The sequence below is a fragment of the Streptomyces griseus subsp. griseus genome (assembly GCF_003610995.1).
Taxonomy (GTDB): domain Bacteria; phylum Actinomycetota; class Actinomycetes; order Streptomycetales; family Streptomycetaceae; genus Streptomyces.
Window position 1 is genome coordinate 3,198,301 of the sequence record NZ_CP032543.1, and the last position, 25,909, is coordinate 3,224,209.

General features: G+C 71.9%; 26 protein-coding genes. 12 read left to right on the forward strand and 14 right to left on the reverse strand.

Annotated elements, in window-relative coordinates; all coding sequences use genetic code 11:
* Positions 1-77: 77 nt before the first annotated feature.
* The 3 genes from D6270_RS14395 to D6270_RS14405 all read right to left on the reverse strand — a co-directional run bounded on the left by D6270_RS14395 (position 78) and on the right by D6270_RS14405 (position 2,628).
* A complete protein-coding gene (locus D6270_RS14395; protein ID WP_109165032.1) occupies positions 78-698 on the reverse strand; it encodes a TetR/AcrR family transcriptional regulator in 621 nt (206 codons plus the stop codon).
* Between the two features lie 49 nt (positions 699-747).
* Positions 748-1,581, reverse strand: a complete 834-nt coding sequence (locus D6270_RS14400; RefSeq protein WP_204117215.1) for a sugar phosphate isomerase/epimerase family protein — start codon at positions 1,579-1,581, stop codon at positions 748-750.
* 96 nt (positions 1,582-1,677) lie between these two features.
* The gene (locus D6270_RS14405; RefSeq protein ID WP_109165030.1) at positions 1,678-2,628 is read right to left on the reverse strand and encodes a Ppx/GppA family phosphatase; all 951 of its coding nucleotides are present in this window, start codon (positions 2,626-2,628) and stop codon (positions 1,678-1,680) included.
* A 39-nt stretch (positions 2,629-2,667) separates the two neighbouring features.
* Between D6270_RS14405 and D6270_RS14410 the strand changes: the two genes are divergently transcribed.
* Positions 2,668-3,510 (forward strand): DUF3109 family protein, encoded by an 843-nt coding sequence (locus D6270_RS14410; protein ID WP_109165029.1) that lies wholly within the window; start codon positions 2,668-2,670, stop codon positions 3,508-3,510.
* 95 nt (positions 3,511-3,605) lie between these two features.
* Here the strand turns inward: D6270_RS14410 and D6270_RS14415 are convergent, their stop codons facing one another.
* Entirely contained in the window at positions 3,606-5,486 is a 1,881-nt protein-coding gene (locus D6270_RS14415; RefSeq protein ID WP_109165028.1) for a BACON domain-containing protein, read from the reverse strand.
* 197 nt (positions 5,487-5,683) lie between these two features.
* On the opposite strand from D6270_RS14415, the gene radA reads away from it, so the two are divergent.
* From radA to D6270_RS14430, 3 genes are all read left to right on the forward strand, one after another.
* Positions 5,684-7,105, forward strand: a complete 1,422-nt coding sequence (radA, locus tag D6270_RS14420; protein WP_109165027.1) for a DNA repair protein RadA — start codon at positions 5,684-5,686, stop codon at positions 7,103-7,105.
* Between the two features lie 81 nt (positions 7,106-7,186).
* The gene (gene disA, locus D6270_RS14425; RefSeq protein WP_073874337.1) at positions 7,187-8,311 is read left to right on the forward strand and encodes a DNA integrity scanning diadenylate cyclase DisA; all 1,125 of its coding nucleotides are present in this window, start codon (positions 7,187-7,189) and stop codon (positions 8,309-8,311) included.
* Between the two features lie 249 nt (positions 8,312-8,560).
* Positions 8,561-9,223, forward strand: coding sequence for a double zinc ribbon domain-containing protein (locus D6270_RS14430; protein WP_109165026.1), 663 nt, complete (start codon positions 8,561-8,563; stop codon positions 9,221-9,223).
* A 15-nt stretch (positions 9,224-9,238) separates the two neighbouring features.
* Here the strand turns inward: D6270_RS14430 and D6270_RS14435 are convergent, their stop codons facing one another.
* Positions 9,239-10,075, reverse strand: a complete 837-nt coding sequence (locus D6270_RS14435) for a hypothetical protein (RefSeq protein WP_225977055.1) — start codon at positions 10,073-10,075, stop codon at positions 9,239-9,241.
* Between the two features lie 241 nt (positions 10,076-10,316).
* On the opposite strand from D6270_RS14435, the gene D6270_RS14440 reads away from it, so the two are divergent.
* The 5 genes from D6270_RS14440 to cseC all read left to right on the forward strand — a co-directional run bounded on the left by D6270_RS14440 (position 10,317) and on the right by cseC (position 15,136).
* Positions 10,317-11,231 (forward strand): iron-sulfur binding domain-containing protein, encoded by a 915-nt coding sequence (locus D6270_RS14440; protein ID WP_109165024.1) that lies wholly within the window; start codon positions 10,317-10,319, stop codon positions 11,229-11,231.
* Positions 11,232-11,386: 155 nt separating this feature from the next.
* Positions 11,387-12,148, forward strand: coding sequence for a SigE family RNA polymerase sigma factor (locus D6270_RS14445; protein ID WP_109165023.1), 762 nt, complete (start codon positions 11,387-11,389; stop codon positions 12,146-12,148).
* A 107-nt stretch (positions 12,149-12,255) separates the two neighbouring features.
* Positions 12,256-12,909, forward strand: coding sequence for a hypothetical protein (locus D6270_RS14450; protein WP_109165022.1), 654 nt, complete (start codon positions 12,256-12,258; stop codon positions 12,907-12,909).
* A gap of 18 nt (positions 12,910-12,927) precedes the next feature.
* Positions 12,928-13,641, forward strand: a complete 714-nt coding sequence (gene cseB, locus D6270_RS14455; protein WP_109165021.1) for a two-component system response regulator CseB — start codon at positions 12,928-12,930, stop codon at positions 13,639-13,641.
* Between the two features lie 157 nt (positions 13,642-13,798).
* Positions 13,799-15,136 carry a two-component system sensor histidine kinase CseC gene (cseC, locus tag D6270_RS14460; protein WP_109165020.1) on the forward strand — a complete coding sequence of 446 codons (1,338 nt, stop codon included), beginning with the start codon at positions 13,799-13,801 and terminating at the stop codon, positions 15,134-15,136.
* A 341-nt stretch (positions 15,137-15,477) separates the two neighbouring features.
* Here the strand turns inward: cseC and D6270_RS14465 are convergent, their stop codons facing one another.
* A complete protein-coding gene (locus D6270_RS14465; protein ID WP_109165019.1) occupies positions 15,478-16,194 on the reverse strand; it encodes a M23 family metallopeptidase in 717 nt (238 codons plus the stop codon).
* 458 nt (positions 16,195-16,652) lie between these two features.
* Here D6270_RS14465 and D6270_RS14470 point away from each other — a divergent pair, with 458 nt between their 5' ends.
* Together D6270_RS14470 and D6270_RS33815 are read left to right on the forward strand one after the other, a co-directional pair.
* Positions 16,653-16,880, forward strand: a complete 228-nt coding sequence (locus D6270_RS14470) for a hypothetical protein (protein ID WP_109165018.1) — start codon at positions 16,653-16,655, stop codon at positions 16,878-16,880.
* The gene (locus tag D6270_RS33815) at positions 16,877-17,197 is read left to right on the forward strand and encodes a hypothetical protein (RefSeq protein ID WP_318780019.1); all 321 of its coding nucleotides are present in this window, start codon (positions 16,877-16,879) and stop codon (positions 17,195-17,197) included. Before D6270_RS14470 ends, D6270_RS33815 begins: the two co-directional genes overlap by 4 nt.
* A gap of 538 nt (positions 17,198-17,735) precedes the next feature.
* Here the strand turns inward: D6270_RS33815 and D6270_RS14480 are convergent.
* The gene (locus D6270_RS14480; RefSeq protein ID WP_109165017.1) at positions 17,736-20,264 is read right to left on the reverse strand and encodes an ATP-dependent Clp protease ATP-binding subunit; all 2,529 of its coding nucleotides are present in this window, start codon (positions 20,262-20,264) and stop codon (positions 17,736-17,738) included.
* 450 nt (positions 20,265-20,714) lie between these two features.
* Here D6270_RS14480 and D6270_RS14490 point away from each other — a divergent pair, with 450 nt between their 5' ends.
* The gene (locus D6270_RS14490) at positions 20,715-21,338 is read left to right on the forward strand and encodes an SCO3374 family protein (protein ID WP_109165016.1); all 624 of its coding nucleotides are present in this window, start codon (positions 20,715-20,717) and stop codon (positions 21,336-21,338) included.
* Here D6270_RS14490 and D6270_RS14495 read toward each other — a convergent pair.
* The 7 genes from D6270_RS14495 to nadC form a co-directional block, all read right to left on the reverse strand.
* Entirely contained in the window at positions 21,317-21,652 is a 336-nt protein-coding gene (locus D6270_RS14495; RefSeq protein ID WP_003968298.1) for a histone-like nucleoid-structuring protein Lsr2, read from the reverse strand. The genes D6270_RS14490 and D6270_RS14495 overlap by 22 nt on opposite strands.
* 154 nt (positions 21,653-21,806) lie before the next feature.
* Positions 21,807-22,376, reverse strand: coding sequence for an amino-acid N-acetyltransferase (locus D6270_RS14500; RefSeq protein WP_202419443.1), 570 nt, complete (start codon positions 22,374-22,376; stop codon positions 21,807-21,809).
* A 9-nt stretch (positions 22,377-22,385) separates the two neighbouring features.
* Positions 22,386-22,844, reverse strand: a complete 459-nt coding sequence (locus D6270_RS14505) for a BlaI/MecI/CopY family transcriptional regulator (protein WP_239476954.1) — start codon at positions 22,842-22,844, stop codon at positions 22,386-22,388.
* A gap of 145 nt (positions 22,845-22,989) precedes the next feature.
* Positions 22,990-23,169, reverse strand: a complete 180-nt coding sequence (locus D6270_RS14510; protein WP_093693369.1) for a hypothetical protein — start codon at positions 23,167-23,169, stop codon at positions 22,990-22,992.
* Between the two features lie 93 nt (positions 23,170-23,262).
* Positions 23,263-23,856 carry a hypothetical protein gene (locus D6270_RS14515; protein ID WP_109165014.1) on the reverse strand — a complete coding sequence of 198 codons (594 nt, stop codon included), beginning with the start codon at positions 23,854-23,856 and terminating at the stop codon, positions 23,263-23,265.
* Positions 23,857-24,030: 174 nt separating this feature from the next.
* A complete protein-coding gene (locus D6270_RS14520) occupies positions 24,031-24,828 on the reverse strand; it encodes a type III pantothenate kinase (RefSeq protein WP_109165013.1) in 798 nt (265 codons plus the stop codon).
* Entirely contained in the window at positions 24,828-25,883 is a 1,056-nt protein-coding gene (gene nadC / locus D6270_RS14525; RefSeq protein ID WP_109165012.1) for a carboxylating nicotinate-nucleotide diphosphorylase, read from the reverse strand. Before nadC ends, D6270_RS14520 begins: the two co-directional genes overlap by 1 nt.
* Positions 25,884-25,909 lie beyond the last annotated feature (26 nt).

The following is a 25,909-nucleotide window of genomic DNA, read 5'->3' on the forward strand; positions in this document are numbered from 1 at the left end:
GCCCCGGATCCAAGATCTGGACAGGCTGTCCGGAATACGGGATGGGATGGTCGGTACGTGGGCACGCGCCGTGCGCGTCAGCCCTCGCCGCCCAAGTATCGCTGGAGCGTCGGTGCCACCATCGCGACGATCTCCTCCGGGTCCGCCGACGCGAGCGGCTCGGCCCGGATCACGTACCGCAGCATCGCGATGCCGATCATGTGCGAGGCGGCCAGCTCCGCGCGGAACGTCGCGTCGGGGACGTCCAGCTCCGCCGCGATCCGCTCCAGCAGGCGGCGCAGGACGAAGCCCCGCAGCACCTTCGCCGCCGCCTCGTGGGTGAGCGCCGAGCGCAGGATCGCCAGGAGCGGGGCGCGGGTCGCCGGGTTCTCCCATACGGAGAGGAAGTAGCGGGCCAGCCGCTCCCCCAGGCCCTCCGGGGGGCCGCCGAGGACCGTGGGGATGACCAGGGCCGGTTCGAAGGAGAGCTCCACCGCTGCCGCGAAGACCTCGTCCTTCGTGCCGAAGTAGTGGTGGACGAGGGCCGCGTCGACCCCGGCGGCCCTGGCGATGCCCCGGACCGACGTCTTGTCGTATCCGCGCTGGGCGAACTCGGTACGGGCCGCCTCCAGGATGCGCGTGCGGGAGTCGGGCCCCTCGGCGGCCGCCCGGCGGGAGGGGCGGCCCCGGCGCCGGGGCGCGGGCGCGTCCTCGGTCACGGGCGGTCCGGGGTGCGGGATGCCGGGCGCGGGTGCCGGCGGTCCTCGGTCACGGGCGGCGGGTCTCGGGGGCCGGGTCCGGGGTGGCGGGGGCCGAGGCGAGGTGGAGGCGGGTGAAGGCCAGCGCCTCGGCGAGGTCGGCCTCGCGTTCGGCGGAGGACATCGCGCGGCGGGTGTTGACCTCGATGACGACATGGCCGTCGAACGAGGTACGGGCGAGGCGCTCCAGCAGCTCCGCGCACGGCTGGTCGCCGCGGCCGGGCACCAGGTGCTCGTCCTTCGCCGAGCCCTTGCCGTCGGCGAGGTGGACATGGGCGAGCCGGTCGCCCATGCGGTCCACCATGGCGAGGCTGTCGGTGCGGGCGGTCGCGGTGTGCGAGAGGTCGACCGTGAAGTGCCGGTAGTCGTCGTTGGTGACGTCCCAGTCGGGGGCGTACGCGAGCATCTCACGGTCCCGGTAGCGCCACGGGTACATGTTCTCGACGGCGAAGCGGACGTCCGTCTCGTCCGCCATCCGCCAGATCCCGCTCACGAAGTCCTTGGCGTAGTTGCGCTGCCAACGGAACGGCGGGTGCACCACGACGGTGGAGGCGCCGAGCTTCTCGGCGGCGGCCCGGGCCCGCTGGAGCTTGACCCAGGGGTCGGTGGACCAGACGCGCTGGGTGATCAGGAGGCAGGGGGCGTGGACCGCGAGGATCGGGACCCGGTGGTGGTCGGAGAGCCGGCGCAGGGCCTCGATGTCCTGGCTGACGGGGTCGGTCCAGACCATGACCTCGACGCCGTCGTACCCCAGGCGTGCGGCGATCTCGAAGGCCGTCGCGGTGGACTCGGGGTAGACCGAGGCCGTTGACAGGGCGACCTTCGCATCGGGGATGCGCACCACTGGTTCTGCCACCTGGACAGCGTACGGGCAGTGGTGCGCATCCCCGAGGGGCCCTGGCGGAAAGTGATCAGGGCCATGGAGGGGCGGGAGGGCGCCTCACCCCTCCAGCGCGGCCCGCCCCACCGGGAGGTGGTCCAGACGGCGCAGGATGACGCCCTCGCGCAGCGCCCAGGGGCAGATCTCCAACTCCTCCACGCCGAACAGGTCCATCGCGCCCTCCGCCACCAGCGCCCCGGCGAGCAGCTGGGCGGCCCGGCCCTCGGAGACTCCGGGGAGGCGGCCGCGCTCCTCGACGGTCATCGACGCGAGCTTGGGGACCCACTCCTCCAGGGCGTCGCGGCTGAGGCAGCGCTGCACGTAGAGGCCCTCGGTGGAGCGGGCGGCGCCGGCTATCCGGGCGAGCTGCTTGAACGTCTTGGAGGTGGCGACGACACGGTCCGGGCGGCCGGCCCGGCTGAACTCGCCCACCGTCCGCGCGATGCTGGCCCGCACATGCCGCCGCAGCGCCCGCACCTGCTCCGGGTCGGCCGGGTCGTCCGGCAGCCAGGCGCCGGTGAGGCGGCCCGCGCCGAGCGGCAGGGAGACGGCGGTGTCCGGCTCCTCGTCCATCCCGAAGGCGATCTCCAGCGAGCCGCCCCCGATGTCCAGGACCAGCAGCTTCCCCGCCGACCAGCCGAACCAGCGGCGGGCGGCCAGGAAGGTCAGCCGGGCCTCCTCCGCGCCGCTGAGGACGGCGAGGTCGACGCCGGTCTCGACCCGTACGCGCTCCAGGACCTCATCCGCGTTGGTCGCCTCGCGCACCGCGGAGGTGGCGAACGGCAGCACGTCCTCGCACCCCTTGTCCTCGGCGGCCTGGACCGCGCCGGCGATCGTCGCCACCAGCCGGTCCACGCCGAGCGGGCCGATCGCACCGCCCGCGTCGAGCAGTTCGGCGAGGCGAAGCTCCGCCTTGTGCGAGTGCGCGGGCAGCGGGCGGGCGCCGGGGTGGGCGTCGACCACCAGCAGGTGAACCGTGTTCGATCCCACGTCGAGGACTCCGAGTCTCATGGGGGAACGCTACTGCGCCAAGGGACTTACGCTGTCCGCGTGCCAAAGACGAAAAAGGCTAAGCAGGACAAAGCCACGAAGAAGCCGAAGTCGAACAAGCAGACATCACAGCCGGAGGCGAACGGACCCGACCCGTCCGACGAGAAGGGCATCGACTTCGCGCGGGCCTGGGTGGAGTTCCCCGACCCGGGCGATGACGAGCAGGTCTTCCGCTGCGACCTGACCTGGCTGACCTCACGCTGGACCTGCATCTTCGGCAGCGGCTGCCAGGGCATCCAGGCGGGCCGCGCCGACGACGGCTGCTGCACGCTGGGCGCGCACTTCTCCGACGAGGACGACGAGAAGCGGGTCGCCGAGAACGTGGCGCGGCTCACCCCCGAGCTGTGGCAGTTCCACGACGTCGGTACGGAGACGGGCTGGGTCGGCGTCGACGAGGACGGCGAACGCCAGACGCGCCGCTGGGAGGGGTCCTGCATCTTCCAGAACCGGCCGGGATTCGCCGCCGGGGCGGGCTGTTCGCTGCACATCCTGGCGCTGCGCGAGGGCAAGGAGCCGCTGGAGACCAAGCCGGACGTGTGCTGGCAGCTGCCGGTACGGCGTACGTACGACTGGATCGACCGGCCCGACGACACCCGGGTGCTCCAGGTGACGATCGGTGAGTACGACCGGCGGGGCTGGGGTCCCGGCGGGCACGACCTGCACTGGTGGTGCACCTCGGCGACCTCCGCGCACGGAGCCGGGGACCCGGTGTACGTGAGCTACCGGCCGGAGCTGGTCGAGCTGATGGGCAAGGAGGGGTACGACCGGCTGGTGGAGCTGTGCGAGCAGCGGCTGGCCTCGCTGCTCCCGATGGCCCCGCATCCGGCGGACCCGCAGGTCTGAGAGCGAGAACCGGCGCAGGTCCGGGAGCAAGAGCCGTCGTAGGGCCGAGAGCAGGGCCCTACGCAGGTCCTGGAGTACGACCAGGCGTTACGTCGTCACTCCGTCGGGTCCGGGGCGCTCGGGCCCGGATCGGTCGGGGCCGGGTCCGTGGGGTCCGGGCCGGGCGGGGTCGTCGGGTCGGTCGGGGTGGGGTCGGTGGGGGTCGGGTCCGTGGGGCCCGGGTCGGTGGGGCCGGGGCCCGGGTCGGTCGGGCCGGGGTCCGTCGGGCCGGGATCGGTCGGGCTCGGGCCCGGACGGGTGGGGCCGGGGTCGGTCGGGCGCGGGTTCGTGGGGCCGGGTGAGCCGGGTGCGGGGCGCGTCGGATCGGGGGTGGTGCCGGTCGGCGGGGCCGTCGCACCATGACCGTCGATGATCACGGCGGAGCCCGAGGGGCTGAGCGCGATCCGGGCCCGCCACGGGCCGCGCGGGGCCGCCGCGTGGTTCACCGCGACCGTGACGGTGGTCGACTTCCCGGCCGCGAGGGTGCCCGACGTACGGCTCAGGCGCAGCCACCGTGCGTCCGTCGTGGCCGCCCAGTCGACCGGCCCCTGGGCTGAGGCGGTCAGCGTGATCGTCGTGAGCGCGCCGGAGGTCCGGGCGGTGACGGTCAGGCGGCCCTCGCCCTCCCGGTCGGCGCCGGTGCTGATCACCTCGGCCGTGACGTCCGGGGAGTGGATACCGCGCCGGTCGCCGGAGCGTGCGCTGCCCGCCTCCTCGTGCGGGGCCCCCGGGTCGCCGCTGATCTCGCCCGCGCCCTCGATCTCGGTGGCGGTGATCTTGGAGCCGTCGTGGCCCTCTCCGGTGAGCGGAGCGCCCCGGTACGCGGCCCACAGGGCGATCACCGGGGCGGCGACCACGGTGGCGACCACCGTCGTCGTCACGACCCGGGCGCGCACGCGGTCCCGGCGGGCGGCGTGGTCCTTGGGGTCCAGCGGATAGCCGGTGCGGCCGAAGCGCGGGCCGCCCGAGCGGGAGCGCCGGGCCTGGGCCAGGGCGACGTGCACCGAGGGGCGGGGCGCCTCGACCAGCGGCAACGGGGCGGCCGGGGCGACGGTGGCGCCGGGCCAGGGGCCTGCCGCGTCGACCCGTTCGGCGGCACGGCGGCAGCGGGGGCAGTCGTCGACGTGCCGGACCAGCTCGCGGCGGAGGGCGGCGGAGAGCAGCACCTGGTGGTCCCCGGTGAGGCGGGCGACGGTGGGGCAGTTCGCGGTCTCCACGACGGCGAGCGCGGCCCGGGTCCGTTCGACCTCGCAGGCCGCCGCCGCCAGCAGCTCCCGGGCGGCGACCGGCTCCAGGCCGAGCACGGAGGCGACCGCGCGGGGGGTGAGCCGGTGGCGTACGGCCAGTTCGAGCGCTTCGCGCTGCTCCGGGGTGGTGCCGGCGGCCTCGGGCCAGGCGAGGGTGGCGAGCTCCCGTCGGCGGGCCTCGACGGCCGGGGACTCGGCGGGGTCGGGGGTGGTGGCCTCCTCGGGAGTGGCGGGGGCGAGGTCCTCCGGGCCCTTCACAGGGGCCGAGGGGGCGGCCGACGCGATGACCGACGCGGCGGCCGAGGAGCGTTCCACGGCGGCCGAGGAGCGTTCTGCGGGCCCCGTGCCCCTGGCCGGTGCCGGGGGCCTGCGGTGGGCCTGGCGGCCTCGCCTGCGCTCGGTGAGGCTGCGCAGACAGGTCCAGCGGGCCAGGGCGTAGAGCCAGGATTGACGTTCCTCCTCGGCCTCGGGGCACCGCGTGTCGTGCCGGTCCGCAATCGCCAGGACCGTACCGAGCGCCTCGGCCGCCGCGTCGTGGTCGCAGAGCACGGAGAGGCAGTAGGTGAAGAGGCCGTCGAGATACGGCTCGTAACGTGCGGCCGGCCGCTGGGCCGGGGCGTGAGGTGCTCGCCGGTGCGCCCGGTGTGCGCCGGTGGTGTCCGTGGGGGTCTGCAGCCTGCTGCTCGTCACCCGGCGACCGTAAACAGAGGAGTACGCGCCCTTGGTGCCCCTTGAGCACATTTAATCCTTACGGGTGAACGTATCCCTCGAAAGGGGACGGGGATCATGGATTCCGCCCGAAGTGCTTCCGTGCGCCCTCCGTGCGGAGTGCTCCCCGCGCCCCCTGCGCGGGCGGCGGTGTCAGACCCCACCTATACGGTGACGCCATGGCTGCCCGTACGAAATCCGCGAAGGACCGGCCGTCCTACCGCTGCACCGAATGCGGCTGGACCACCGCCAAATGGCTCGGCCGTTGCCCCGAGTGCCAGGCGTGGGGGACGGTCGAGGAGTTCGGCGGCGCCCCCGCCGTGCGCACCACCGCGGCCGGCCGGGTCTCCACCGCCGCCGTTCCCATCGGCCAGGTCGACAGCCGGCAGGCCACCGCCCGGTCCACCGGCGTCGGTGAGCTGGACCGGGTGCTCGGCGGCGGGCTCGTGCCGGGGGCCGTCGTGCTGCTGGCGGGCGAGCCGGGCGTCGGCAAGTCGACGCTGCTCCTCGACGTGGCGGCCAAGGCGGCGAGCGACGACCACCGCACGCTCTATGTGACCGCCGAGGAGTCCGCGAGCCAGGTCCGGATGCGGGCCGACCGGATCAAGGCGATCAACGACCACCTCTACCTCGCGGCGGAGACCGATCTGTCGGCCGTGCTCGGGCATCTGGACGCGGTGAAGCCCTCCCTGCTGATCCTGGACTCGGTGCAGACGGTCGCCTCGCCCGAGATCGACGGCGCGCCCGGCGGGATGGCCCAGGTCCGGGAGGTGGCCGGGGCGCTGATCCGGGCCTCCAAGGAGCGCGGGATGGCCACGCTGCTGGTCGGCCATGTCACGAAGGACGGCGCGATCGCCGGACCCCGGCTGCTGGAGCACCTGGTCGACGTGGTGCTCTCCTTCGAGGGCGACCGGCACGCCCGGCTGCGCCTGGTGCGCGGCGTCAAGAACCGTTACGGGGCGACCGACGAGGTCGGCTGCTTCGAGCTGCACGACGAGGGCATCACCGGCCTCGCCGACCCCTCGGGCCTCTTCCTCACCCGGCGCGACGTGGCGGTGCCCGGCACCTGTCTGACGGTGACGCTGGAGGGCAAGCGGCCCCTGGTCGCCGAGGTCCAGGCGCTCACCGTCGACTCCCAGATCCCCTCGCCCCGGCGCACCACCTCCGGTCTGGAGACCTCCCGGGTCTCGATGATGCTCGCCGTGCTGGAGCAGCGCGGCCGGATCAGCGCGCTCGGCAAGCGCGACATCTACAGCGCGACGGTCGGCGGTGTGAAGCTCACCGAGCCCGCCGCAGACCTCGCGATCGCGCTCGCGCTGGCCAGTGCCGCCAGCGACACCCCGCTCCCGAAGAACCTGGTCGCGATCGGTGAGGTGGGGCTCGCGGGCGAGGTCCGCAGGGTCACCGGAGTCCAGCGGAGACTGGCCGAGGCGCACCGTCTCGGCTTCACCCACGCCTTGGTCCCGACCGACCCGGGAAGGGTTCCATCGGGTATGAAGGTCACAGAAGTCGCCGACATGGGGGATGCTCTGCGGGTCCTCCCGCGCCGGTCTCGTCAAGAGGCGCCGCAGTCTCGTCAGGAAGACAACGCGCGCCGGTAGACTTTGCCCTGGTCTCGCCCGCCCGTGGACACGGCACGGGGGACGCCAGGGCATCGCAAACCTGTCGACCGGAGGAGTGCAGTGGCAGCCAACGACCGGGCGACAGCGCCCGGAAAGTCCGGCCAAGGCACCGGTAACGAGGCGCTGATGCGCGCCTCGCTGAGCGCGGTCGCGCCCGGAATGGCCCTGCGGGACGGCCTGGAGCGCATTCTCCGGGGCAACACCGGGGGGCTGATCGTCCTGGGCATGGACAAGACCGTCGAATCGATGTGTACCGGCGGGTTCGTGCTGGACGTGGAGTTCACCGCGACCCGCCTGCGCGAGCTGTGCAAACTCGACGGGGCGCTGATCCTCGACAAGGACATGACCAAGATCCTGCGGGCCGGTGTGCAGCTGGTCCCGGACGCCTCGATCCACACGGAGGAGACGGGGACCCGGCACCGTACGGCGGACCGGGTCTCCAAGGCGTGCGGCTTCCCCGTCGTCTCGGTCTCCCAGTCCATGCGGCTGATCGCGCTGTACGTGGACGGGGAACGGCGGGTCCTGGAGGAGTCCTCCGCGATCCTGTCCCGGGCCAACCAGGCGCTCGCCACGCTGGAGCGGTACAAGCTCCGCCTGGACGAGGTGGCCGGCACGCTCTCCGCGCTGGAGATCGAGGACCTGGTCACCGTCCGGGACGTCACGGCGGTGGCGCAGCGGCTGGAGATGGTGCGGCGGATCGCGACGGAGATCGCTGAGTACGTGGTGGAGCTCGGCACCGACGGACGGCTCCTCTCGCTCCAGCTGGACGAGCTGATCGCGGGCGTGGAGCCGGAGCGGGAGCTGGTGGTCCGCGACTATGTGCCCGAGCCGACGGCGAAACGATCGCGCACGGTGGCGGAGGCGCTGACGGAGCTGGACGCGCTGAGCCACACGGAGCTGCTGGAGCTGCCGGTGGTGGCGCGGGCGCTGGGGTACAGCGGCTCGCCGGAGACGCTGGACTCGGCGGTCTCGCCGCGGGGCTTCCGGCTGCTGGCGAAGGTGCCGAGGCTGCCGGGGGCGATCATCGAACGGCTGGTCGAGCACTTCGGGGGGCTCCAGAAGCTGCTGGCGGCGAGCGTGGACGACCTCCAGACCGTGGACGGCGTCGGGGAGGCGCGGGCCCGGAGCGTGCGGGAGGGGCTCTCGCGGCTGGCGGAGTCGTCGATCCTGGAACGGTACGTCTGAGCCGGGCCGCACCACCGGTGGTTCCGGCCGCCCTCACCGCCCCGTGCCAGGAACCAGCCACCTCACACCTCGTGGCCAGGGACCAGCCGCTTCACCACCCCGTGGCCGGGAACCGAACGGCTTCTCCCTTCCCGCGCTGGAAAGTGGCGGAAAACGCTCTTATCCCAACTGGCGAAAACCCAGCTGCCTTACTGAAGGCCGGTGTTGGGGCTCGCGGTGCGCTGGGGCCTGGGGCGAGTCGGGGGAACTGTGAGCGGCGAAATCTACTTCAGCAACAACCACCGTGATCTGTGCGTGGAGCGCGGCACCGGTGCCGGCTTCCAGTTCGAGTTCTCCTGCGGGCGCTGTTACGACACCTGGCGCTCCCCGTTCGAGGCCTTCCGGGCCGGCCAGGTCGCCGGATGGGTCTCCAAGGGCATGAACGCCGCGTGGTCGGTCATCGGCGGAGCCGCCACCAGGGGGGCCTCCGAAGCCGCCGACGGCTTGGCCGGCCACAGCTACGGCGGTCAGAAGGACGCCGCGTTCAGCCGGGCCATCGCCAACGCCGAGGGCCACTTCAACCGCTGCCCGCGCTGCACCAGCCACGTCCGCGACCGCTGCTGGAACCCCGGGCAGGGCCTCTGCCTGCACTGCTCGCCCGACACGGCCGCCGAGGCCCAGGCAGCACGGCAGCGCGGTCTGAACGACATGGCCGGCCAGCGCGCCTACGACGAAGTCCGACGCCGCGGTTCGAGCTACGACGCCACCACGCCACGGCAACTGGTCTGCCCGCAGTGCAGCGCCGAGACCCGGGGCGGAGCCTTCTGCATGTCCTGCGGCCACCATCTCGCGCAGGCCGCCAACTGCACCGGATGCAGCCAGGCGCTCCCGACCGGCGCGGCCTTCTGCCCCGCCTGCGGAACCCGCGGCTGAACCGCGGTCCGGCCCTCAGTCCTTCTTCAGGACGAAGGAGGCCGGGCGGATCTTCGTGCCGGGCGTCTCCGCCTCCAGCAGGTACGTCCCCGGACCCGCCTTCGTTGCCGGCGGCGTCGCACAGTTGGGGGTGGAGCGGACCCGGTTCCAGTCCACCGTGTGCACGACCGTCGCACCGGCCGGGACCTGGAGGAAGAGCGCGCCCGGGACCGCCGGGCAGTCCTTCGAGGACCAGATCACGTCGTCGTCCGCGCTCGCCTCGGTGACCGTGAGCACCACGTTCTTCGGCCCGAGGTCGGCCTTGCACGTCACCGACGAGGTGTTGCGGGCGATGATGTCGAACTTGGGCCGGTCGTCGGGGCCGTAACTGACCTTCGTACGCAGGGTCAACTCCAGCCCGCCCGGCTCGCATGCGGGGAGCGGGGAGTTGGCCGGGACCTGCCGGCCCGCCGCCGAGCCGCCGGAGCCCGTACCGCCCGTGCCCGAACCGGCCGTGTCCGCACCGCTCGTTGACGTGGAGCCGGATCCCGCACCGTCGCTCGCGCCGCCGGAACCCGCGCCCGTGTCACCGCCGGAGCCGCTCCCGCCGCCCGAACCGTCCGAACCCTCGGAGTCGTCCGACTCGTCGCGGCCGCCCGGCTGTTGGCTGATCGCCGGGCCGGAGCTGCCCGGCCCCGGGGTGATCGACTTCACCGGGTCGGAGCCGCCGGGCTTGCCGTCGTCCTTGGTGCCGCCTCCGGTGGTGGTCACCGCCCAGGCGATCAGCACCGCGAGCAGCGCAACCAGAAGCCCCGCTACCGCCCTTCGGCGCCAGTAGATGCTGGAGGGAAGCGGACCGACCGGATTGCGCATAGATCCCACGGGCCAAACTGTACGAGAGATCGGGGCCGTCTCAGGCCCCACCCGCCGCTCCGGTCACAAGTTTTGCCGATCATCATCAAGTTTTGCCGATGATCATCACGGCTTCCGGTCGCAGGACCCGGTCACAGGGGACAGAACGGGTGGCGTTCCCTCCGCTCCGGGCCGCCGCGCGGGCCGACACCCCCGCACCCGTGACGCCCGTCGCCGCTTCCGTGCCAGGATCGTCAGTGCCATGACTGCCATGACTTCGACTTCTCCCCAGACGCCCCCCGCCGCCGCCTCCCTCCACACCCCCGTGATCGGGTGGTTCGAGCAGCACGCCCGCGATCTCCCCTGGCGCCGCCCCGAAGCGGGCGCCTGGGGGGTGATGGTCAGCGAGTTCATGCTCCAGCAGACCCCGGTGAGCCGGGTCCTGCCGGTGTACGAGCAGTGGCTCGCCCGCTGGCCCCGCCCCGCCGACCTGGCCGCCGAGGCGCCCGGGGAGGCGGTCCGCGCCTGGGGCCGGCTCGGCTACCCCCGCCGCGCGCTGCGGCTGCACGGGGCCGCGCAGGCGATAACGGAACGGCACGGCGGCGACGTACCGAGTGAGCACGCCCAGCTGCTGGCGCTGCCCGGGATCGGCGAGTACACGGCGGCGGCCGTGGCCTCGTTCGCGTACGGGCAGCGGCACGCCGTACTCGATACGAACGTCCGCCGGGTGTTCGCCCGCGCCGCGAACGGCATCCAGTACCCGCCGAACGCGACCACCGCCGCCGAGCGCAAGCTCGCCCGGGCCCTGCTGCCGGACGAGGACGAGCGGGCGGCGCGGTGGGCGGCGGCCACGATGGAGCTGGGCGCGCTCGTGTGCACCGCGCGCAACGAGGACTGCGACCGTTGCCCGATCGCCTCGCAGTGCGCGTGGCGGCTGGCCGGGAAGCCCGCGCACGAGGGGCCGCCCCGCAAGGGCCAGACGTACGCGGGGACCGACCGGCAGGTGCGCGGCCGGCTCCTCGCGGTGCTGCGGGACGCGCTGAACCCGGTCACCCAGGCCGCGCTGGACGCGGTGTGGGAGGAGCCGGTGCAGCGGGCCCGGGCGCTGGACGGGCTGGTCGCCGACGGTCTCGTGGAACCGCTGGCGGACGGCCGGTACCGGCTGCCGCTGACCTGAACCGCCGATGTGACACCGGCCTGAACCTGCGCTGTTACACAACCGATGGACAGCCGTGCGTCGGCGTACGGCTGCTCCGCACAACCTCGTGACAACGCCTCCGTAGCGTCTCCGACAGCAGTACACGGGGATTCACGGGGACGGAGGCGGTTGTCATGGCGCAGGGCGAGGTGCTCGCGTTCGAGGACTACGTACGGACACGGCAGGAGGCGCTGCTGCGCAGCGCACGGCGGCTGGTCCCGGACCCCGTGGACGCGCAGGACCTGTTGCAGACCGCCCTGGTGCGGACGTACGGCCGGTGGGACGGCATCGCCGACAAGTCCCTCGCCGACGCCTATCTGCGCCGCGTCATGATCAACACCCGTACGGAGTGGTGGCGGGCGCGGAAGCTGGACGAGGTGCCCACCGAGCAGCTGCCCGACGCGAGCGTCGACGACGGCAGCGAGCAGCGGGCGGACCGCGCCCTGCTGATGGACATCCTCGGGATCCTGGCTCCGAAGCAGCGCAGCGTCGTCGTGCTGCGACACTGGGAGCAGATGAGTACGGAGGAGACTGCCGCGGCGCTCGGCATGTCGGCCGGTACGGTCAAGAGCACCCTGCACCGGGCGCTGGCGCGCCTGCGGCAGGAGCTGGAGAGCCGTGAGCTGACGAGCCGCGAGGCGGTCGCCCGGGAGACCGAGGGACGCCGGGAGACCGGTGACCGCCGACAGCCCCAGGGAAACCGGGAGACCGGAGCCCGCCGGGAGACCGGGAGCCACCGGAGTGCGGCGCCTGCCGCCGGCCGGGTTCCGGCCCAGCGGACGAGGGCCGCCGCCGGCACGGCGAAGGTCACCTCCGTCACGGCGGCGCGGGGACACACGGCGGCGCGGCACGACGGGCGTCACGACGAGCGGGGGCGGGAGCGGTGCGCGGCCTGACAGCCAGCAGCGACGGCAGCGAGCACGGCGGCGGGAGCGGCCGGGCGGATACCGACGACGGGGGAACCTCCGGGAGACCCCGCCGGAACCGCGGGTTCCGGGCAGGTATGGCGGCGAGTGGTACGGCCCTGGCCGGACTCGCCGCCTTCGGGCTGTTCTGCGTCGGCTGCGCCACCGGCGGCACCGGCACCCGCGACGAGGGCCCCGCCGGCAGTCAGCCGGTCGCCCAGTTCTCCCCCCGGCCCACCGTCTCCGGCACCGCCCCGCCCACCAGGCGCGTCGACGCCGTGGCCCTCCTCAAGCGCGACCCCACGGTGAGCGAGCGGGTCCGGGAGGGGCTCCGGCCCTGCGCCGGCAAGGCCTACCCGGTGGACACCTCCTACGGGTCGATGACCGGCGGCCCGTCCGCCGATGTCGTGGTCAACGTGATGAGCTGCGCCGATTCGGTGGGGGTGGGGACGTATGTCTACCGGGCCCGCGAGGACGGCTCGTACGAGAACGTCTTCATGGCCGAGGTGCCGGCCGTCTACGGAACCATCGACCGGGGCGATCTGGTGGTGACGACGCAGGTCTACGGGTCGAAGGATCCGCTGGCCTATCCGTCCGGCTCCGAGGTGGTCACCTACCGTTGGGCCGACGAGCGCTTCACCGAGCACGACCGGGTGCACAACGACTTCAGCCGTGCCGTCGACGGCGGCGGCGACATCGAGGCGCCCACCCAGGCGGAGCCGGTGGAACCGGCCGACCCGAGCGGGAACTGAAAGCGAGACGCAACGTCCATGGCCGAGACCCACGTCCTCTTCGTCGAGGACGACGATGTCATCCGTGAGGCCACCCAGCTCGCCCTGGAGCGGGTCGGCTTCACGGTCACCGCGATGCCCGACGGGCTCTCCGGCCTGGAGGCCTTCCGGGCCGACCGGCCCGACATCGCCCTCCTGGACGTGATGGTGCCGGGGCTGGACGGGGTGAGCCTGTGCCGCCGCATCCGGGACGAGTCGACCGTGCCGGTGATCATGCTCTCCGCGCGGGCCGACTCGATCGACGTGGTGCTCGGCCTGGAGGCCGGCGCGGACGACTACGTCACCAAGCCCTTCGACGGCGCCGTCCTGGTCGCCCGCATCCGGGCCGTGCTGCGGCGCTTCGGCCACGCTGCCGGGCCGGAGGGCACGGGCCGGAGCGGTACGGAGGCGGAGGCCGAGGGGCTCGGCGGGGTGCTGGCCTTCGGCGATCTGGAGGTCGACACGGACGGCATGGAGGTGCGGCGCGGCGGTGAGCAGGTGGCGCTGACGCCCACCGAGATGCGGCTGCTGCTGGAGTTCTCCTCCGCGCCCGGCACCGTGCTCTCCCGCGACAAGCTCCTGGAGCGGGTCTGGGACTACGGCTGGGGCGGCGACACCCGGGTCGTGGACGTCCATGTCCAGCGGCTGCGCACCAAGATCGGCCAGGACCGGATCGAGACGGTCCGCGGCTTCGGCTACAAGCTGCGCGGATGAGAGGGCTACGGCGGACAAGGCGTCCGGGGAGGGGACGCCCGGGAATGGAGCTTCTGCGGATGGAACGCCCGGGGATGAGACGCCCGGGGACGGGGCTTCTGCGGATGGAACGCCCGGGGATGGGACTTCCGCGGATGGGGCGACCGGTGACTCGGCCATGAAGCGTCTGGCGCTGCGGACCGGGGTCCGCTGGAAGATCAGCATCGCCATCGCCGCGGTCGGCGCGCTCATCGCGGTGGCGCTGAGCCTCGTCGTCCACAACGCGGCCCGGGTCTCCATGATCGAGAACGCCCGCGAGGTGCAGCTGGAGCGGCTGCTGGGCGCGCAGCGGTTCTACGAGGCGACGAGCATGCAGAAGGGCGGGCCCAAGTTCGGGGCGAAGCTCAACGACCCGGCGATCCCGCCGAGCCTGCGCGACGAGGTCCGCAAGAACCGGCGGGCCACACATGTGACGGAGACCTCCGACGGGGTGCCCGATGTCTGGGCGGCCGTTCCGCTGGCCAACGGGGACGTGCTCTCGCTGCACACCCGGTTCGCCGACCGGTCCGCCACGATCATGGACGACCTGGACCGGGCGCTGATCATCGGCTCGGTCTCCGTCGTCTTCGGCGGCTGCGCGCTCGGGGTCCTCATCGGCGGCCAGCTCTCGCGCCGGCTGCGCAAGGCGGCGGCCGCGGCGGGCCGGGTGGCCGAGGGCCAGACCGACGTACGGGTCCGGGAGGCCGTGGGCGGGGTCGTCCGCGACGAGACGGACGAGCTGGCGCGGGCGGTCGACGCGCTGACCGACGCGCTGCACGAGCGGATCGAGGCGGAGCGCCGGGTCACCGCGGACATCGCCCATGAGCTGCGTACGCCGGTGACCGGGCTGCTCACCGCCGCCGAGCTGCTGCCGCCGGGCCGCCCGACCGAGCTGGTACGGGACCGGGCCCAGGCGATGCGGACGCTGGTCGAGGACGTGCTGGAGGTGGCCCGCCTGGACAGCGCGTCGGAGCGGGCCGAGCTCCAGGAGCTGCCGCTCGGGGAGTTCGTCAGCCGGCGGATCGGGCTGCTGGACCCGGATGTGACCGTGCAGGTGGTGCATGAGTCCTGGGTCTCCACGGACCCGCGCCGCCTGGAGCGCATCCTCGGCAACCTCCTCGGCAACGCCGCCAAGCACGGGTCCACCCCGGTGGAGGTCACGGTGGAGGGCCGGGTGGTACGGGTCAGGGACCACGGCCCGGGGTTCCCGGAGGAGCTGCTGCGGGACGGGCCGAGCCGGTTCCGTACGGGGTCGATGGACCGGGCCGGGCACGGGCACGGTCTCGGTCTGACGATCGCGGCGGGCCAGGCGCGGGTGCTGGGGGCCCGGCTGACCTTCCGGAACGCGGCGCCCGTGGGTGCGGCGGAGGGCACGGGCGGGGCGATCGCGGTGCTGTGGCTGCCGGAACACGCGCCGACGGCGACGGGGAGCTTCCCGATGCTGCGGGGCGCGGACGAGCGGCAGCCGCAGGGGTGAGGCTGCCCGGGCTTCTCCGGGGTACGACGCCGCTGGCGAGGCCGCCCTTCGGCCCTCCGGGTACGGGGCCGCTCGTGGGTCTCGCGGGTGACGCCGACGCGAGGCCGCTCGTCGGTCGCGCACGGAACGCCGACAGCGAGGCCGCTCGCCGGTCCTTTCGGGAGACGCCGACGGCGACCCCGAGGAGTGAGCCGTGAGGCTGTCCTCGACGTCGCCGTCGGTCGGGTGACCCGGGCGCACGCCCCGGGTACCGGGGTGTAACGGGTCCACTGAACTCTCTTCGGTTGTGCTGCACGGGCGCCGGGTCTCCCCGGCGGGTCCGCGCGGTTACGCCGGCCGGATCAGATGGAGACGTGCACCGAGCGGAGGAACGCGGCCGGGTTCAGCGCCGAGCCGTAGTTCGGGGTGGTGCGGATCTCGAAGTGCAGGTGCGGGCCGCTGGAGTTGCCGGTGTTGCCGGACAGGGCGATCTTCTGGCCCGTCTTGACCTGCTGGCCGATCTTCACGTTGATCTTCGACAGGTGCGCGTACTGCGAGTACTTGCCGTTGGAGTGCTTGACCACGATGGCGTTGCCGTACGCGGGACCGTCGCCGGCGCCGTTCGGGCCGGCCTTCACGATGGTGCCGGTGTGGGCGGCGGTGACCGGAGTGCCGATCGGCACGGCGAAGTCCTGGCCGGAGTGCTTGGCGGCCCAGCGGGCGCCACCGGTGCCGTAGCTGGCGGACAGCGTGTACTTCTTGACCGGGGTCTTCCAGGAGGCGGCGTTCTTCTTGGCCGCCTTCTTCTTGTCCTCGGCCTTCTTCTTCGCGTCGGAGGCCTTCTTCGCGGCCGTCTTCTTGGCCGTCTCGGCGGCCTTGCTCTGGGCGGTGGCCTGCTGGGCGACCGACTGGGCGGTGGTGCCCGCGGCGAGGGGAGCGGCGGCAGCGTCGGCGTTGCCGGCCGCGAACGCCGAGCCTGCACCCAGCACCACGGACGCTCCCAGGCCTGCGGCCAGGACCGCGCCACGGATGCGGGAGGCGGACGGGCGGATGGGGTGCTGGTTCGTTGCGCGCTTCATACGGTGAAGTCCTCCGAAGGTGAGTGGACCCGGCGTGCTGTCCGGGCTTGCTCCACCTTGGTAACCCGCACCCCCACCGGTGCTCAAACACCCCATCTACGAAGAAAAGCCGTAGCGAGGGGGGCGGGAATTCGCCTCGGTTGTCCCGTTTCGGGAGGCGGGACCGGGCGACGAAATCCCTCACCCGAATGAGGTTTAAACGCTGTTCTGGGAGCACTTTTCCGGACATGGCACCGTGAACAGCTCGTATCGCCCGCCGAGCCGGAGCCTCCTCCCCTCGCCGGGCCGAAGGTCCCTCCACCCCTCGTGACGCCATCTCCTAGCGCGGGTAGTAGGCCTGTTTCGGCCTGTGCGCCTTGTCACCGCCGGTGGGACCTAGGTCCTTCCGATTCGGGACCTTCGGCCTGCTACATCACTACGCTGGCGGGCAAGGGGATCCGCGCCCCGAGGGGACCACCATGACGGCCGAGAACGCCCGTGACCCGGGCGGCGTCGAGCTCGCCGATGCCGTCGGATCCATCCGGAACCAACTGGTGGAGGCGGTGGCCCGGGCCACCGGCCGCACGCACGAGGTGGCGTTCACGCTGAGCCCGCGGACCGCGGTGACCGGGGAGGCGTGGGCGATCGGGACCGAGGACGACGGGTCCACGGCGGGGTTCGGGGGCGGGGGGGCGGTCCGCCGGTGAGCGTCCCGTCCGTACGCCTCAACAGCCCGCCGACCGCACGGTGGCCGTCTTCGGCTCCCGCCAGGGCAGCGGCGTCCTCCTCACCGACCGCCCGGGTCCTGCTGCGCGGCGAGGCGGGCGCGGGCAAGACGACCCTGCTGTGGCGGCTGGCCGCCCACACGTCGGCCCGCACCCCGGACAAGGACCTGGCCCCGCCGAACGGCCTGGTCCCCCTTTGTCGTACCGCTGCGCGCCCTGCGGCCCGTGGCGGCGGATTCCCGGGCCCGGCGGAGCTGTCCGGTGCGGCCGGACCGGCGACCCCGAGGGCGTCGACCTGAGCGTCGAGGAACACACCCAGCTCCTCCAGCGCATCGCGGTCTGGCTGGTCCGCGAGGGCCAGTCGGAGTTCACCCGGGAGCAGGCGCTGCGCCAGCCCGGCCGGGGAACTCGTCGCGCCCGACGGCGCGCTCGACGCGCTGCGCGAGCACGCCGGGATCACCGGTCTCCGCCTCACCGCCTTGACCTGGGCGCACGGCCCACAGGTGCGGTATCCGCCCCCTCGGTCAAGGTTCTGTCCACACATGCCCCCGACCACGGCGAGGATCTCGGGGTGCCGCGCCCGCTCTTCCCCGGGCTCTCCCGACCTCTCCCTGGACGCCTCCGCCCTGCGCACGCCGGATCTCGCGCCGCCGCACTCCTGGCCGGGCTCGCGGGTGCTGGTCACCGGGCGGCCCCGGCAGCGTCTGATCGGGGCGGAGGAGCTGGGCGACCGGCTCGACGCCCCGTCCGGCCGACGAACGCGCGAAAGGGGCTGCCCCGGACCGGCCGTAAAGCCGATTCCGGGGCAGCCCCTTTCCGTCACGCCCTATACGGGAGTCACGCGTCCTTCGTCAGGTTCGGGCCGGCGCCGCCTGCCGCCTGCTCGATCGGGGGGACGTCGGGCAGAGCCGACTTCTCCTCGCCGCGGAACGAGAACTTCTTGTCGTCGCCCTCGCCCTCGACGCCGACGACCACGATGTGACCGGGGCGCAGCTCACCGAAGAGGATCTTCTCGGAGAGGATGTCCTCGATCTCGCGCTGGATCGTCCGGCGCAGCGGCCGGGCGCCCATCACGGGGTCGTAGCCCTTCTTCGCCAGGAGCGACTTGGCCTCGGAGCTGAGCTCGATGCCCATGTCCCGGTCCTTGAGCCGCTCGTCGACCTTGGCGAGCATGAGGTCGACGATCTGGATGATGTCTTCCTCGGTCAGCTGGTGGAAGACCACCGTGTCGTCGACACGGTTGAGGAATTCCGGCCGGAAGTGCTGCTTGAGCTCTTCGTTGACCTTGACCTTCATGCGCTCGTAGTTGGTCTTGACGTCGCCCTGGGCGGCGAAGCCCAGGTTGAAGCCCTTGGAGATGTCCCGGGTCCCGAGGTTGGTCGTCATGATGATGACCGTGTTCTTGAAGTCCACGACCCGGCCCTGGGAGTCGGTCAGGCGACCGTCCTCCAGAATCTGGAGCAGGGAATTGAAGATATCGGGGTGGGCCTTCTCGACCTCGTCGAAGAGGACGACGGAGAACGGCTTGCGGCGCACCTTCTCGGTGAGCTGGCCGCCCTCTTCGTAACCCACGTAGCCGGGGGGCGAACCGAAGAGGCGGGAAACCGTGTGCTTCTCGCTGAACTCCGACATGTCGAGGGAGATCAGCGCGTCCTCGTCGCCGAAGAGGAATTCGGCGAGCGTCTTGGAGAGCTCCGTCTTACCGACACCGGACGGGCCGGCGAAGATGAACGAGCCACCGGGGCGCTTGGGGTCCTTCAGACCGGCTCGCGTACGGCGGATCGCCTGCGAGAGGGCCTTGATGGCGTCCTTCTGCCCGATGACGCGCTTGTGGAGCTCGTCCTCCATGCGCAGCAGACGGGAGGACTCCTCCTCCGTCAGCTTGAAGACCGGGATACCGGTGGCCGTGGCCAGGACTTCGGCGATGAGCTCGCCGTCGACCTCGGCGACGACGTCCATGTCGCCGGCCTTCCACTCCTTCTCCCGCTTGGCCTTCGCCGCCAGCAGCTGCTTCTCCTTGTCGCGGAGGGAAGCCGCCTTCTCGAAGTCCTGGGAGTCGATGGCCGACTCCTTGTCGCGGCGGACACCCGCGATCTTCTCGTCGAACTCACGGAGGTCCGGCGGCGCGGTCATCCGGCGGATGCGCATCCGGGAGCCGGCCTCGTCGATCAGGTCGATCGCCTTGTCCGGCAGGAAGCGGTCCGAGATGTACCGGTCGGCCAGGGTCGCGGCCTGGACGAGGGCCTCGTCCGTGATGGAGACCCGGTGGTGGGCCTCGTAACGGTCGCGCAGGCCCTTCAGGATCTCGATGGTGTGCGGCAGCGACGGCTCCGCGACCTGGATGGGCTGGAAGCGGCGCTCGAGGGCCGCGTCCTTCTCCAGGTGCTTGCGGTACTCGTCGAGGGTGGTGGCACCGATGGTCTGGAGCTCACCGCGCGCCAGCATCGGCTTCAGGATCGAAGCCGCGTCGATGGCGCCCTCGGCGGCACCCGCACCCACGAGCGTGTGGAGCTCGTCGATGAACAGGATGATGTCGCCGCGGGTGCGGATCTCCTTGAGGACCTTCTTCAGGCGCTCCTCGAAGTCACCCCGGTACCGCGAACCGGCGACCAGGGCGCCGAGGTCCAGGGTGTAGAGGTGCTTGTCCTTGAGGGTCTCGGGCACCTCGCCCTTGACGATCGCCTGGGCCAGGCCCTCGACGACCGCCGTCTTGCCGACGCCGGGCTCGCCGATGAGGACCGGGTTGTTCTTGGTCCGGCGGGACAGCACCTGCATGACCCGCTCGATCTCCTTCTCGCGCCCGATGACCGGGTCGAGCTTGGATTCACGAGCGGCCTGGGTGAGATTCCGGCCGAACTGGTCGAGCACCAGGGAGGTGGAGGGCGTGCCCTCCGCGGGGCCGCCCGCGGCCGCCGTCTCCTTGCCGCCCGAGTAGCCCGAAAGCAGCTGGATGACCTGCTGCCGGACCCGGTTCAGGTCGGCGCCCAGCTTCACGAGGACCTGGGCGGCGACGCCCTCGCCCTCGCGGATCAGGCCGAGCAGGATGTGCTCGGTGCCGATGTAGTTGTGGCCCAGCTGAAGGGCCTCGCGGAGCGACAGCTCCAGGACCTTCTTGGCTCGCGGGGTGAAGGGGATGTGCCCGGAAGGAGCCTGCTGCCCCTGCCCGATGATCTCCTCCACCTGCTGGCGGACCGCCTCGAGCGAAATCCCGAGGCTCTCCAGGGCCTTAGCGGCGACACCCTCACCCTCGTGGATCAGGCCCAGGAGGATGTGCTCGGTGCCGATGTAGTTGTGGTTGAGCATCCGGGCTTCTTCCTGAGCCAGGACGACAACCCGCCGCGCGCGGTCGGTGAACCTCTCGAACATCGTTAATCGCTCCTCAGAGCGGTCGGTCAGTGAGGGGTCGGTCCCCTCCCAGTCCTTCCGCATGCTAGTCCCGCAGGACGGGACAGCTCATTCCAACTGCCGACATCCGTCCGGATCACCCCGCACCGGGCGGGGATTCTTACTGCCGAACAGCTGACAACTGCTCCAACCCGATGGTGCGAGACGATGTTCCCGCAGGCCAGGCAGATACCCCTTTCGCCAGTACGCCGATGGCGAACGCGAGACGCCCCGGCCTGTGTGTCGCCCCTTCCCACTAGGAAAGTCTTACCCGCAATCACTGACAGTCCATGCGGCGCGCCCCGGTTCCCTCCGCTACGGGCGAACAACCTTGCGCTGCCACACGCTCCCGCGCGCCCCCGAAAGCCGGACACAAGGTGATCGTCCGGGAGCTCTGCGTAACTTCGCCGTCGGTTCAGCGGTTCATCGGACATGGCCTTCACCGTTCCGCCGCCCCGATCGTCACCCGACGCCGGTCCCGGCCGTGCGGGCCCGGGTCCCGTCGCTCCGGACCCCGCCGCTCTCGCCCGTTGGTACGAGCGGGAGCTCGGCTGGGCGACCGAGGGGGGCGCTCCGGTGCGGCTGCTCACCGGAATCGGCTTCGACGTGCTGGAGCTTCCCGCCGAAGCCGGTCACGCCCTGCTGCGCCGCCCCGTGCGGACCGGTCCCGTACTGCTGAGCGGCGGACGCGTGGGGCTGCTGATCGCCGCGGGCGGCGCCGACGAGCTGCCGGCGCTTCTCGACTGGCTGGAGTGGGGCCCGATCGCCCTGGATCTGACCGCCGTGGGGGCGGGGGGCCGGATCGTGGCCCCGTCACCCCGAGGTGGTGCGGGCTCGTCGGGGGCCGCTGTCTGGCTGCGGCCCCCCGAGCCGAGGCGAACGCCCGGGGCGACCCTTCCCATATTCACGGGCTTCGGGAGCAGCGGTGAGGATGCCCCCGATCTCGTACGCCTGGTGGACGCCGCGGCGGCGGAATGCCATCGGGTCCGGTTGTCGCGTGCCCGGGCCGGGCTGCGTAACAGCAGTCCGGCGGATCAGCCGTTGGCCTTCTCGTAAGCCTCGCGGATCTCGGCGGGAACGCGGCCTCGGTCATTCACGTTGTGGCCGTTCTCCCGTGCCCACCGGCGGATTTCCGCGGTGTCCTTGTTGCCACCGGCCACTGCGCGGCCCTTGCCGCGGCCCGTGGCGGCGCGGCCACCGGTGCGGCGGCCACCCTTGGTGTAGGGCTCAAGAAGGCCGCGAAGCTTGTCCGCATTGGCCGTGGTGAGGTCGATCTCGTACGTCTTGCCGTCAAGCGCGAACGTCACGGTCTCGTCCGCCTCGACACCGTCGAGGTCATCGACAAGAAGGACCTGAACCTTCTGTGCCACGGGATTTCCTTTCATCGAAAATGGAGTACGCGGAAAGGAAACCGCTTTTCTCGGGAAAACACAAACCCCCGGGAGAGGTTCAGGAGCGCGAGAACACGGGAAACGTGCGCGATTCGGACATAGGGATGCTGGGCTTCTGCACATCATCCACGCATCACAGGTGCAGAAGCATCCGGCTGTTGCCCAAGGTGTTCGGCTTCACTCGTTCGAGACCGAGGAACTCGGCGACACCCTCGTCGTAGGAACGCAGCAGCTCACTGTAGACATCGGTGTCGACCGGAGTCTCTCCGATCTCGACGAACCCGTGCTTCGCGAAGAAGTCCACTTCGAAGGTGAGGCAGAAAACCCTGCGCACCCCGAGCCAGCGGGCGGTCTGCAAGAGCTTCTCCAGAACGTGATGCCCCACCCCGCCCCCCTTGATGCGAGGATCCACGGCGAGAGTCCGGACTTCGGCGAGGTCTTCCCACATCACATGGAGAGCGCCGCAGCCGACGACCCGGGCATCCTCGTCGCGTTCCGCGACCCAGAACTCCTGGATGTCCTCGTAAAGGGTGACGGTGGCTTTGTCGAGGAGGATGCCGCCGGACACGTAACCGTCGAGGAGCCGACGTACGGATGACACATCACTCGTCCTCGCCCGGCGGACGGTGATGGCGGGCTTATTTACCGACGGGTCGGTATGAAAGTCGGTATCCGGTTCGGTTTGCGGCTGCTCTGAGGACATGCCTCGACGCTATCGCCCGCTCTCGGACTCCGTGTCATCGGCCGGGGCGGTGACTTCGGCGGCCCCGGCGGTCGGTTCCGGCGGGTCGTCCTCCGGATTGCCCGTCGGGCCGCCTGCCGGATTGTCCGCGGAGTTGTCCACCGGGTTCGGGGAAACCATGCGAACAGCGTCCTGAAGTGCTTCGCGCTGCTCAGGCGACATCATCCCGAAGAACGCGACAAGGGCGGCGGCCGGGTTGTCACTGCGCGACCAGGCTTCGTTCATCAGTGCGGCCGAGTAGGCGGCCCTGGTGGAGACGGCCGTATATCGATATGCCCGGCCGTCCACTTCCCTGCGGACCCAGCCCTTCTGATGGAGATTGTCCATTACCGTCATCACCGTCGTGTAGGCGATGGACCGTTCCCGCTGGAGGTCCTCAAGGACTTCCCGCACGGTGACCGGACGGTTCCATTGCCAGACGCGTGTCATCACGGCGTCTTCCAGCTCTCCCAATTGGCGGGGCACGGGATCACTTTAGTGCCACATGTCCCGAATGACTGGTTATTTACAGAGCCAAAAGAGCGCACGGCTCTCATGGGCCGTGCGCTCCAGGTGTGCGGGGCGTACCGCGTGATCAGGCGTTCTCCGGACGAGCGGTCTGCTTTACGGATTCCGCGCGGGCGATCGCCGCGTCCACGGCCTCGTCCTCCTTGGCCTTGTTCGGACCGCCCTGGCTCTTGACGATCGTCACGACCAGGCCGATGAAGAAGATGGCCATCACCACGGGGGGCACGAGCGCGGATACGTAGTCCATGCCGTCCAGAGTAGCGAGCCCCGCACGACGGGACGCGGCGCCCTCCCGTGTCTTCGGGAGGGCGCCGCGTCGGGGGCGTGCGATGCGGGCGGGTCAGCCCGCGGCGCGCTCCTCCTCCGAGGGCGGCGGCGTGGGCCGGCGCCGGGGCGGGAAGACCTCGGACGGCTTGGGCGCCGGGCGCTGGCCGGGGGCCGGGGCGCGGCCCGGGACGGGGGCGGCCGGGGCCTTGGGACGTTCCGGCTCGCGGTCGGCGGTCCGGCCGCCGGGCAGGGCCAGCAGCCTGTTGCGGGGGCCGGGGGCCGACGCTGCGGCGGAGCGGCCGGCGAGCCGGGCCCGTACGGAACGTTCGGCGAGGATCTGGCACCGCTCCAGCAGGGCTGCCGCCAGCGGCTTGCCGCGCAGCGCGCGCAGGGCCGCCAGATCGTCGGGACGGGGGTCGTAACCGGCCGCCAGGGCGTCCTGGAGCAGCTCCAGATAGCCGGTGACGGAGCCGGGGAGGGCGGCGCGGTAGCGGGCCAGGTCGGCGAGGAGGAACGCTCGCAGCCGGCCCGCCTCCCCGACCGCCTCGTCCACGGAGCCCGCGAGCCGCAGGCAGTCCTGGACATCCTCGTCGGACAGGGGCATGGGGTGGAGGGCGATGGCGAGGGCACGTCGGAGCACCCGCAGCTCGTCCGCGCTGAACGCCATGCCGCCTCGTGAACCGTAGGGCGTGGGCATGACGCGACAATACGTGCTAAATGGACAAAATCCGTTTAACTGGTCGTCGGTGGCGCGGCGCCCGCGCACGGTGTCCTGGGGCCGCCGCCCACAGCCGTTCCCGCTGGTACGCCGCGCCCGTGCGGCCGGAGCGAGCCGGACCGGCTATGAGCGGGACACGTTCCGCTCGTAGACCAGGCGCAGCCCGATCAGCGTCAGCCACGGCTCGTGCTCGTCGATGACGGAGGACTCCCCCAACACCATCGGAGCAAGGCCGCCGGTCGCGATGACGGTGACGTCGTCCGGGTCGGCGGTCAGCTCCTTCTTCATCCGGGCCACCACCCCGTCGACCTGGCCCGCGAAGCCGTAGACGATGCCGGACTGCATGGCCTCGACGGTGTTCTTGCCGATCACGCTGCGCGGCCGGGCCAACTCGATCTTGCGGAGCTGGGCGCCCTTGACGCCGAGCGCCTCCACGGAGATCTCGATGCCGGGGGCGATGACCCCGCCCGTGTACTCCCCGCGTGCGGAGACCGCGTCGAAGGTGGTGGCCGTGCCGAAGTCGACGACGATCGCCGGGCCCCCGTACAACTCGACGGCGGCGACCGCGTTGATGATGCGGTCCGCGCCGACCTCCTTGGGGTTGTCCATCAGGACCGGGACGCCGGTCTTGACGCCGGGCTCCACCAGGACGGCGGGGACGTCGCCGTAGTAGCGGCGGGTGACCTCGCGCAGCTCGTGCAGGACCGAGGGGACGGTCGCGCAGATCGCGATGCCCTCGATGCCGTCGCCCAGCTCCATGCCCAGCAGCGGGTGCATGCCCATCAGGCCCTGGAGCAGGACCGCCAGCTCGTCGGCGGTGCGGCGGGCGTCGGTGGAGATCCGCCAGTGCTCCACGATCTCCTCGCCGTCGAAGAGGCCGAGGACCGTGTGCGTGTTGCCGACGTCGATGGTGAGCAGCATCAGGCGTCGGCCCCGTCACTGGTGGCGGACGCGTCGCGGAAGTCCAGGCCGATGTCGAGGATCGGCGAGGAGTGGGTGAGCGCCCCGACGGCCAGGAAGTCCACGCCCGCGTCGGCGTAGGCGCGGGCCGAGTCGAGGGTGAGGCGGCCGGAGGATTCGAGGACCGCGCGGCCGTCGACCAGGGCCACCGCCTCGGCGGTCTCGGCCGGGGTGAAGTTGTCCAGCAGGATCAGGTCGACGCCCGCTTCCAGCACCTCGCGGACCTGCTCCAGCGTGTCGACCTCGACCTCGATGGGCAGGTCGGGGAATTCGGCGCGGACCCGCTTGAACGCCTCGGCGACACCGCCCGCCGCGATGACGTGGTTGTCCTTGACCAGGGCCGCGTCGGAGAGCGACATCCGGTGGTTGACGCCGCCGCCGCACCGTACGGCGTACTTCTCCAGGGCGCGCAGACCCGCCGTCGTCTTGCGGGTGTCGCGGACCTGGGCCTTGGAGCCCTCCAGTACGTCCGCCCAGGCACGGGTGGCGGTCGCGATGCCGGAGAGGCGGCAGAGCAGGTTCAGCGCGCTGCGCTCACCGGTCAGCAGGTCGCGGGTGCGGGTGGTGACGGTGAGCAGCTTCTGGCCGGGGGCGACCCGCTCGCCGTCCTCGACGTGCCGCTCCACCTCGAACTCGTCGGTGCAGACGATCGACAGGACCGCTTCGGCGACCCGCAGCCCGGCCACGACCCCCGCCTCCCGGGCGGTGAAGTCACCGGTGATCACGGCGTCCTCGGGGACGGTCGCCACGGTCGTGACGTCCACCCCGCCGTCGAGGTCCTCCTCGATCGCCACATGGGCGACGTCCTCGACCTGGACGGGGTCGAGACCCGCCTCGGCCAGGAGCAGGGCGAGCGCGGGGTCCAGGCCGCACTCCAGGGCGTCGGGGTCGAAGCCGTCACCGCAGCCGCAGTCGTCGCCGCAGCCCTCGGCGGGCGCGGAAGGTGCGGGCGCGCCGACCCGGATCAGCGGTACGTCCACAGGTGTGGGGCGCGGATTCTCTTCGGGCGTGGACACGGTTGCGGCTCCTCGGGGGCGTGGCG

Bases quoted from the DNA above. Each gene is read 5' to 3' on its own strand.
- cseB (WP_109165021.1), top strand. From the start codon at position 12,928: ATGGCCGAGACCCACGTCCTCTTCGTCGAGGACGACGATGTCATCCGT.
- D6270_RS14510 (WP_093693369.1), bottom strand. From the start codon at position 23,169: ATGGACTACGTATCCGCGCTCGTGCCCCCCGTGGTGATGGCCATCTTC.
- D6270_RS14515 (WP_109165014.1), bottom strand. From the start codon at position 23,856: ATGGCGTTCAGCGCGGACGAGCTGCGGGTGCTCCGACGTGCCCTCGCC.
- D6270_RS14470 (WP_109165018.1), top strand. From the start codon at position 16,653: ATGACGGCCGAGAACGCCCGTGACCCGGGCGGCGTCGAGCTCGCCGAT.
- D6270_RS14435 (WP_225977055.1), bottom strand. From the start codon at position 10,075: ATGCGCAATCCGGTCGGTCCGCTTCCCTCCAGCATCTACTGGCGCCGA.
- D6270_RS14520 (WP_109165013.1), bottom strand. From the start codon at position 24,828: ATGCTGCTCACCATCGACGTCGGCAACACGCACACGGTCCTCGGCCTC.
- D6270_RS14465 (WP_109165019.1), bottom strand. From the start codon at position 16,194: ATGAAGCGCGCAACGAACCAGCACCCCATCCGCCCGTCCGCCTCCCGC.
- D6270_RS14445 (WP_109165023.1), top strand. From the start codon at position 11,387: ATGGCGCAGGGCGAGGTGCTCGCGTTCGAGGACTACGTACGGACACGG.
- D6270_RS14505 (WP_239476954.1), bottom strand. From the start codon at position 22,844: ATGACACGCGTCTGGCAATGGAACCGTCCGGTCACCGTGCGGGAAGTC.
- radA (WP_109165027.1), top strand. From the start codon at position 5,684: ATGGCTGCCCGTACGAAATCCGCGAAGGACCGGCCGTCCTACCGCTGC.
- D6270_RS14500 (WP_202419443.1), bottom strand. From the start codon at position 22,376: ATGTCCTCAGAGCAGCCGCAAACCGAACCGGATACCGACTTTCATACC.
- D6270_RS14490 (WP_109165016.1), top strand. From the start codon at position 20,715: ATGGCCTTCACCGTTCCGCCGCCCCGATCGTCACCCGACGCCGGTCCC.
- cseC (WP_109165020.1), top strand. From the start codon at position 13,799: ATGAAGCGTCTGGCGCTGCGGACCGGGGTCCGCTGGAAGATCAGCATC.
- D6270_RS14450 (WP_109165022.1), top strand. From the start codon at position 12,256: ATGGCGGCGAGTGGTACGGCCCTGGCCGGACTCGCCGCCTTCGGGCTG.
- D6270_RS14440 (WP_109165024.1), top strand. From the start codon at position 10,317: ATGACTGCCATGACTTCGACTTCTCCCCAGACGCCCCCCGCCGCCGCC.
- D6270_RS14480 (WP_109165017.1), bottom strand. From the start codon at position 20,264: ATGTTCGAGAGGTTCACCGACCGCGCGCGGCGGGTTGTCGTCCTGGCT.
- D6270_RS14405 (WP_109165030.1), bottom strand. From the start codon at position 2,628: ATGAGACTCGGAGTCCTCGACGTGGGATCGAACACGGTTCACCTGCTG.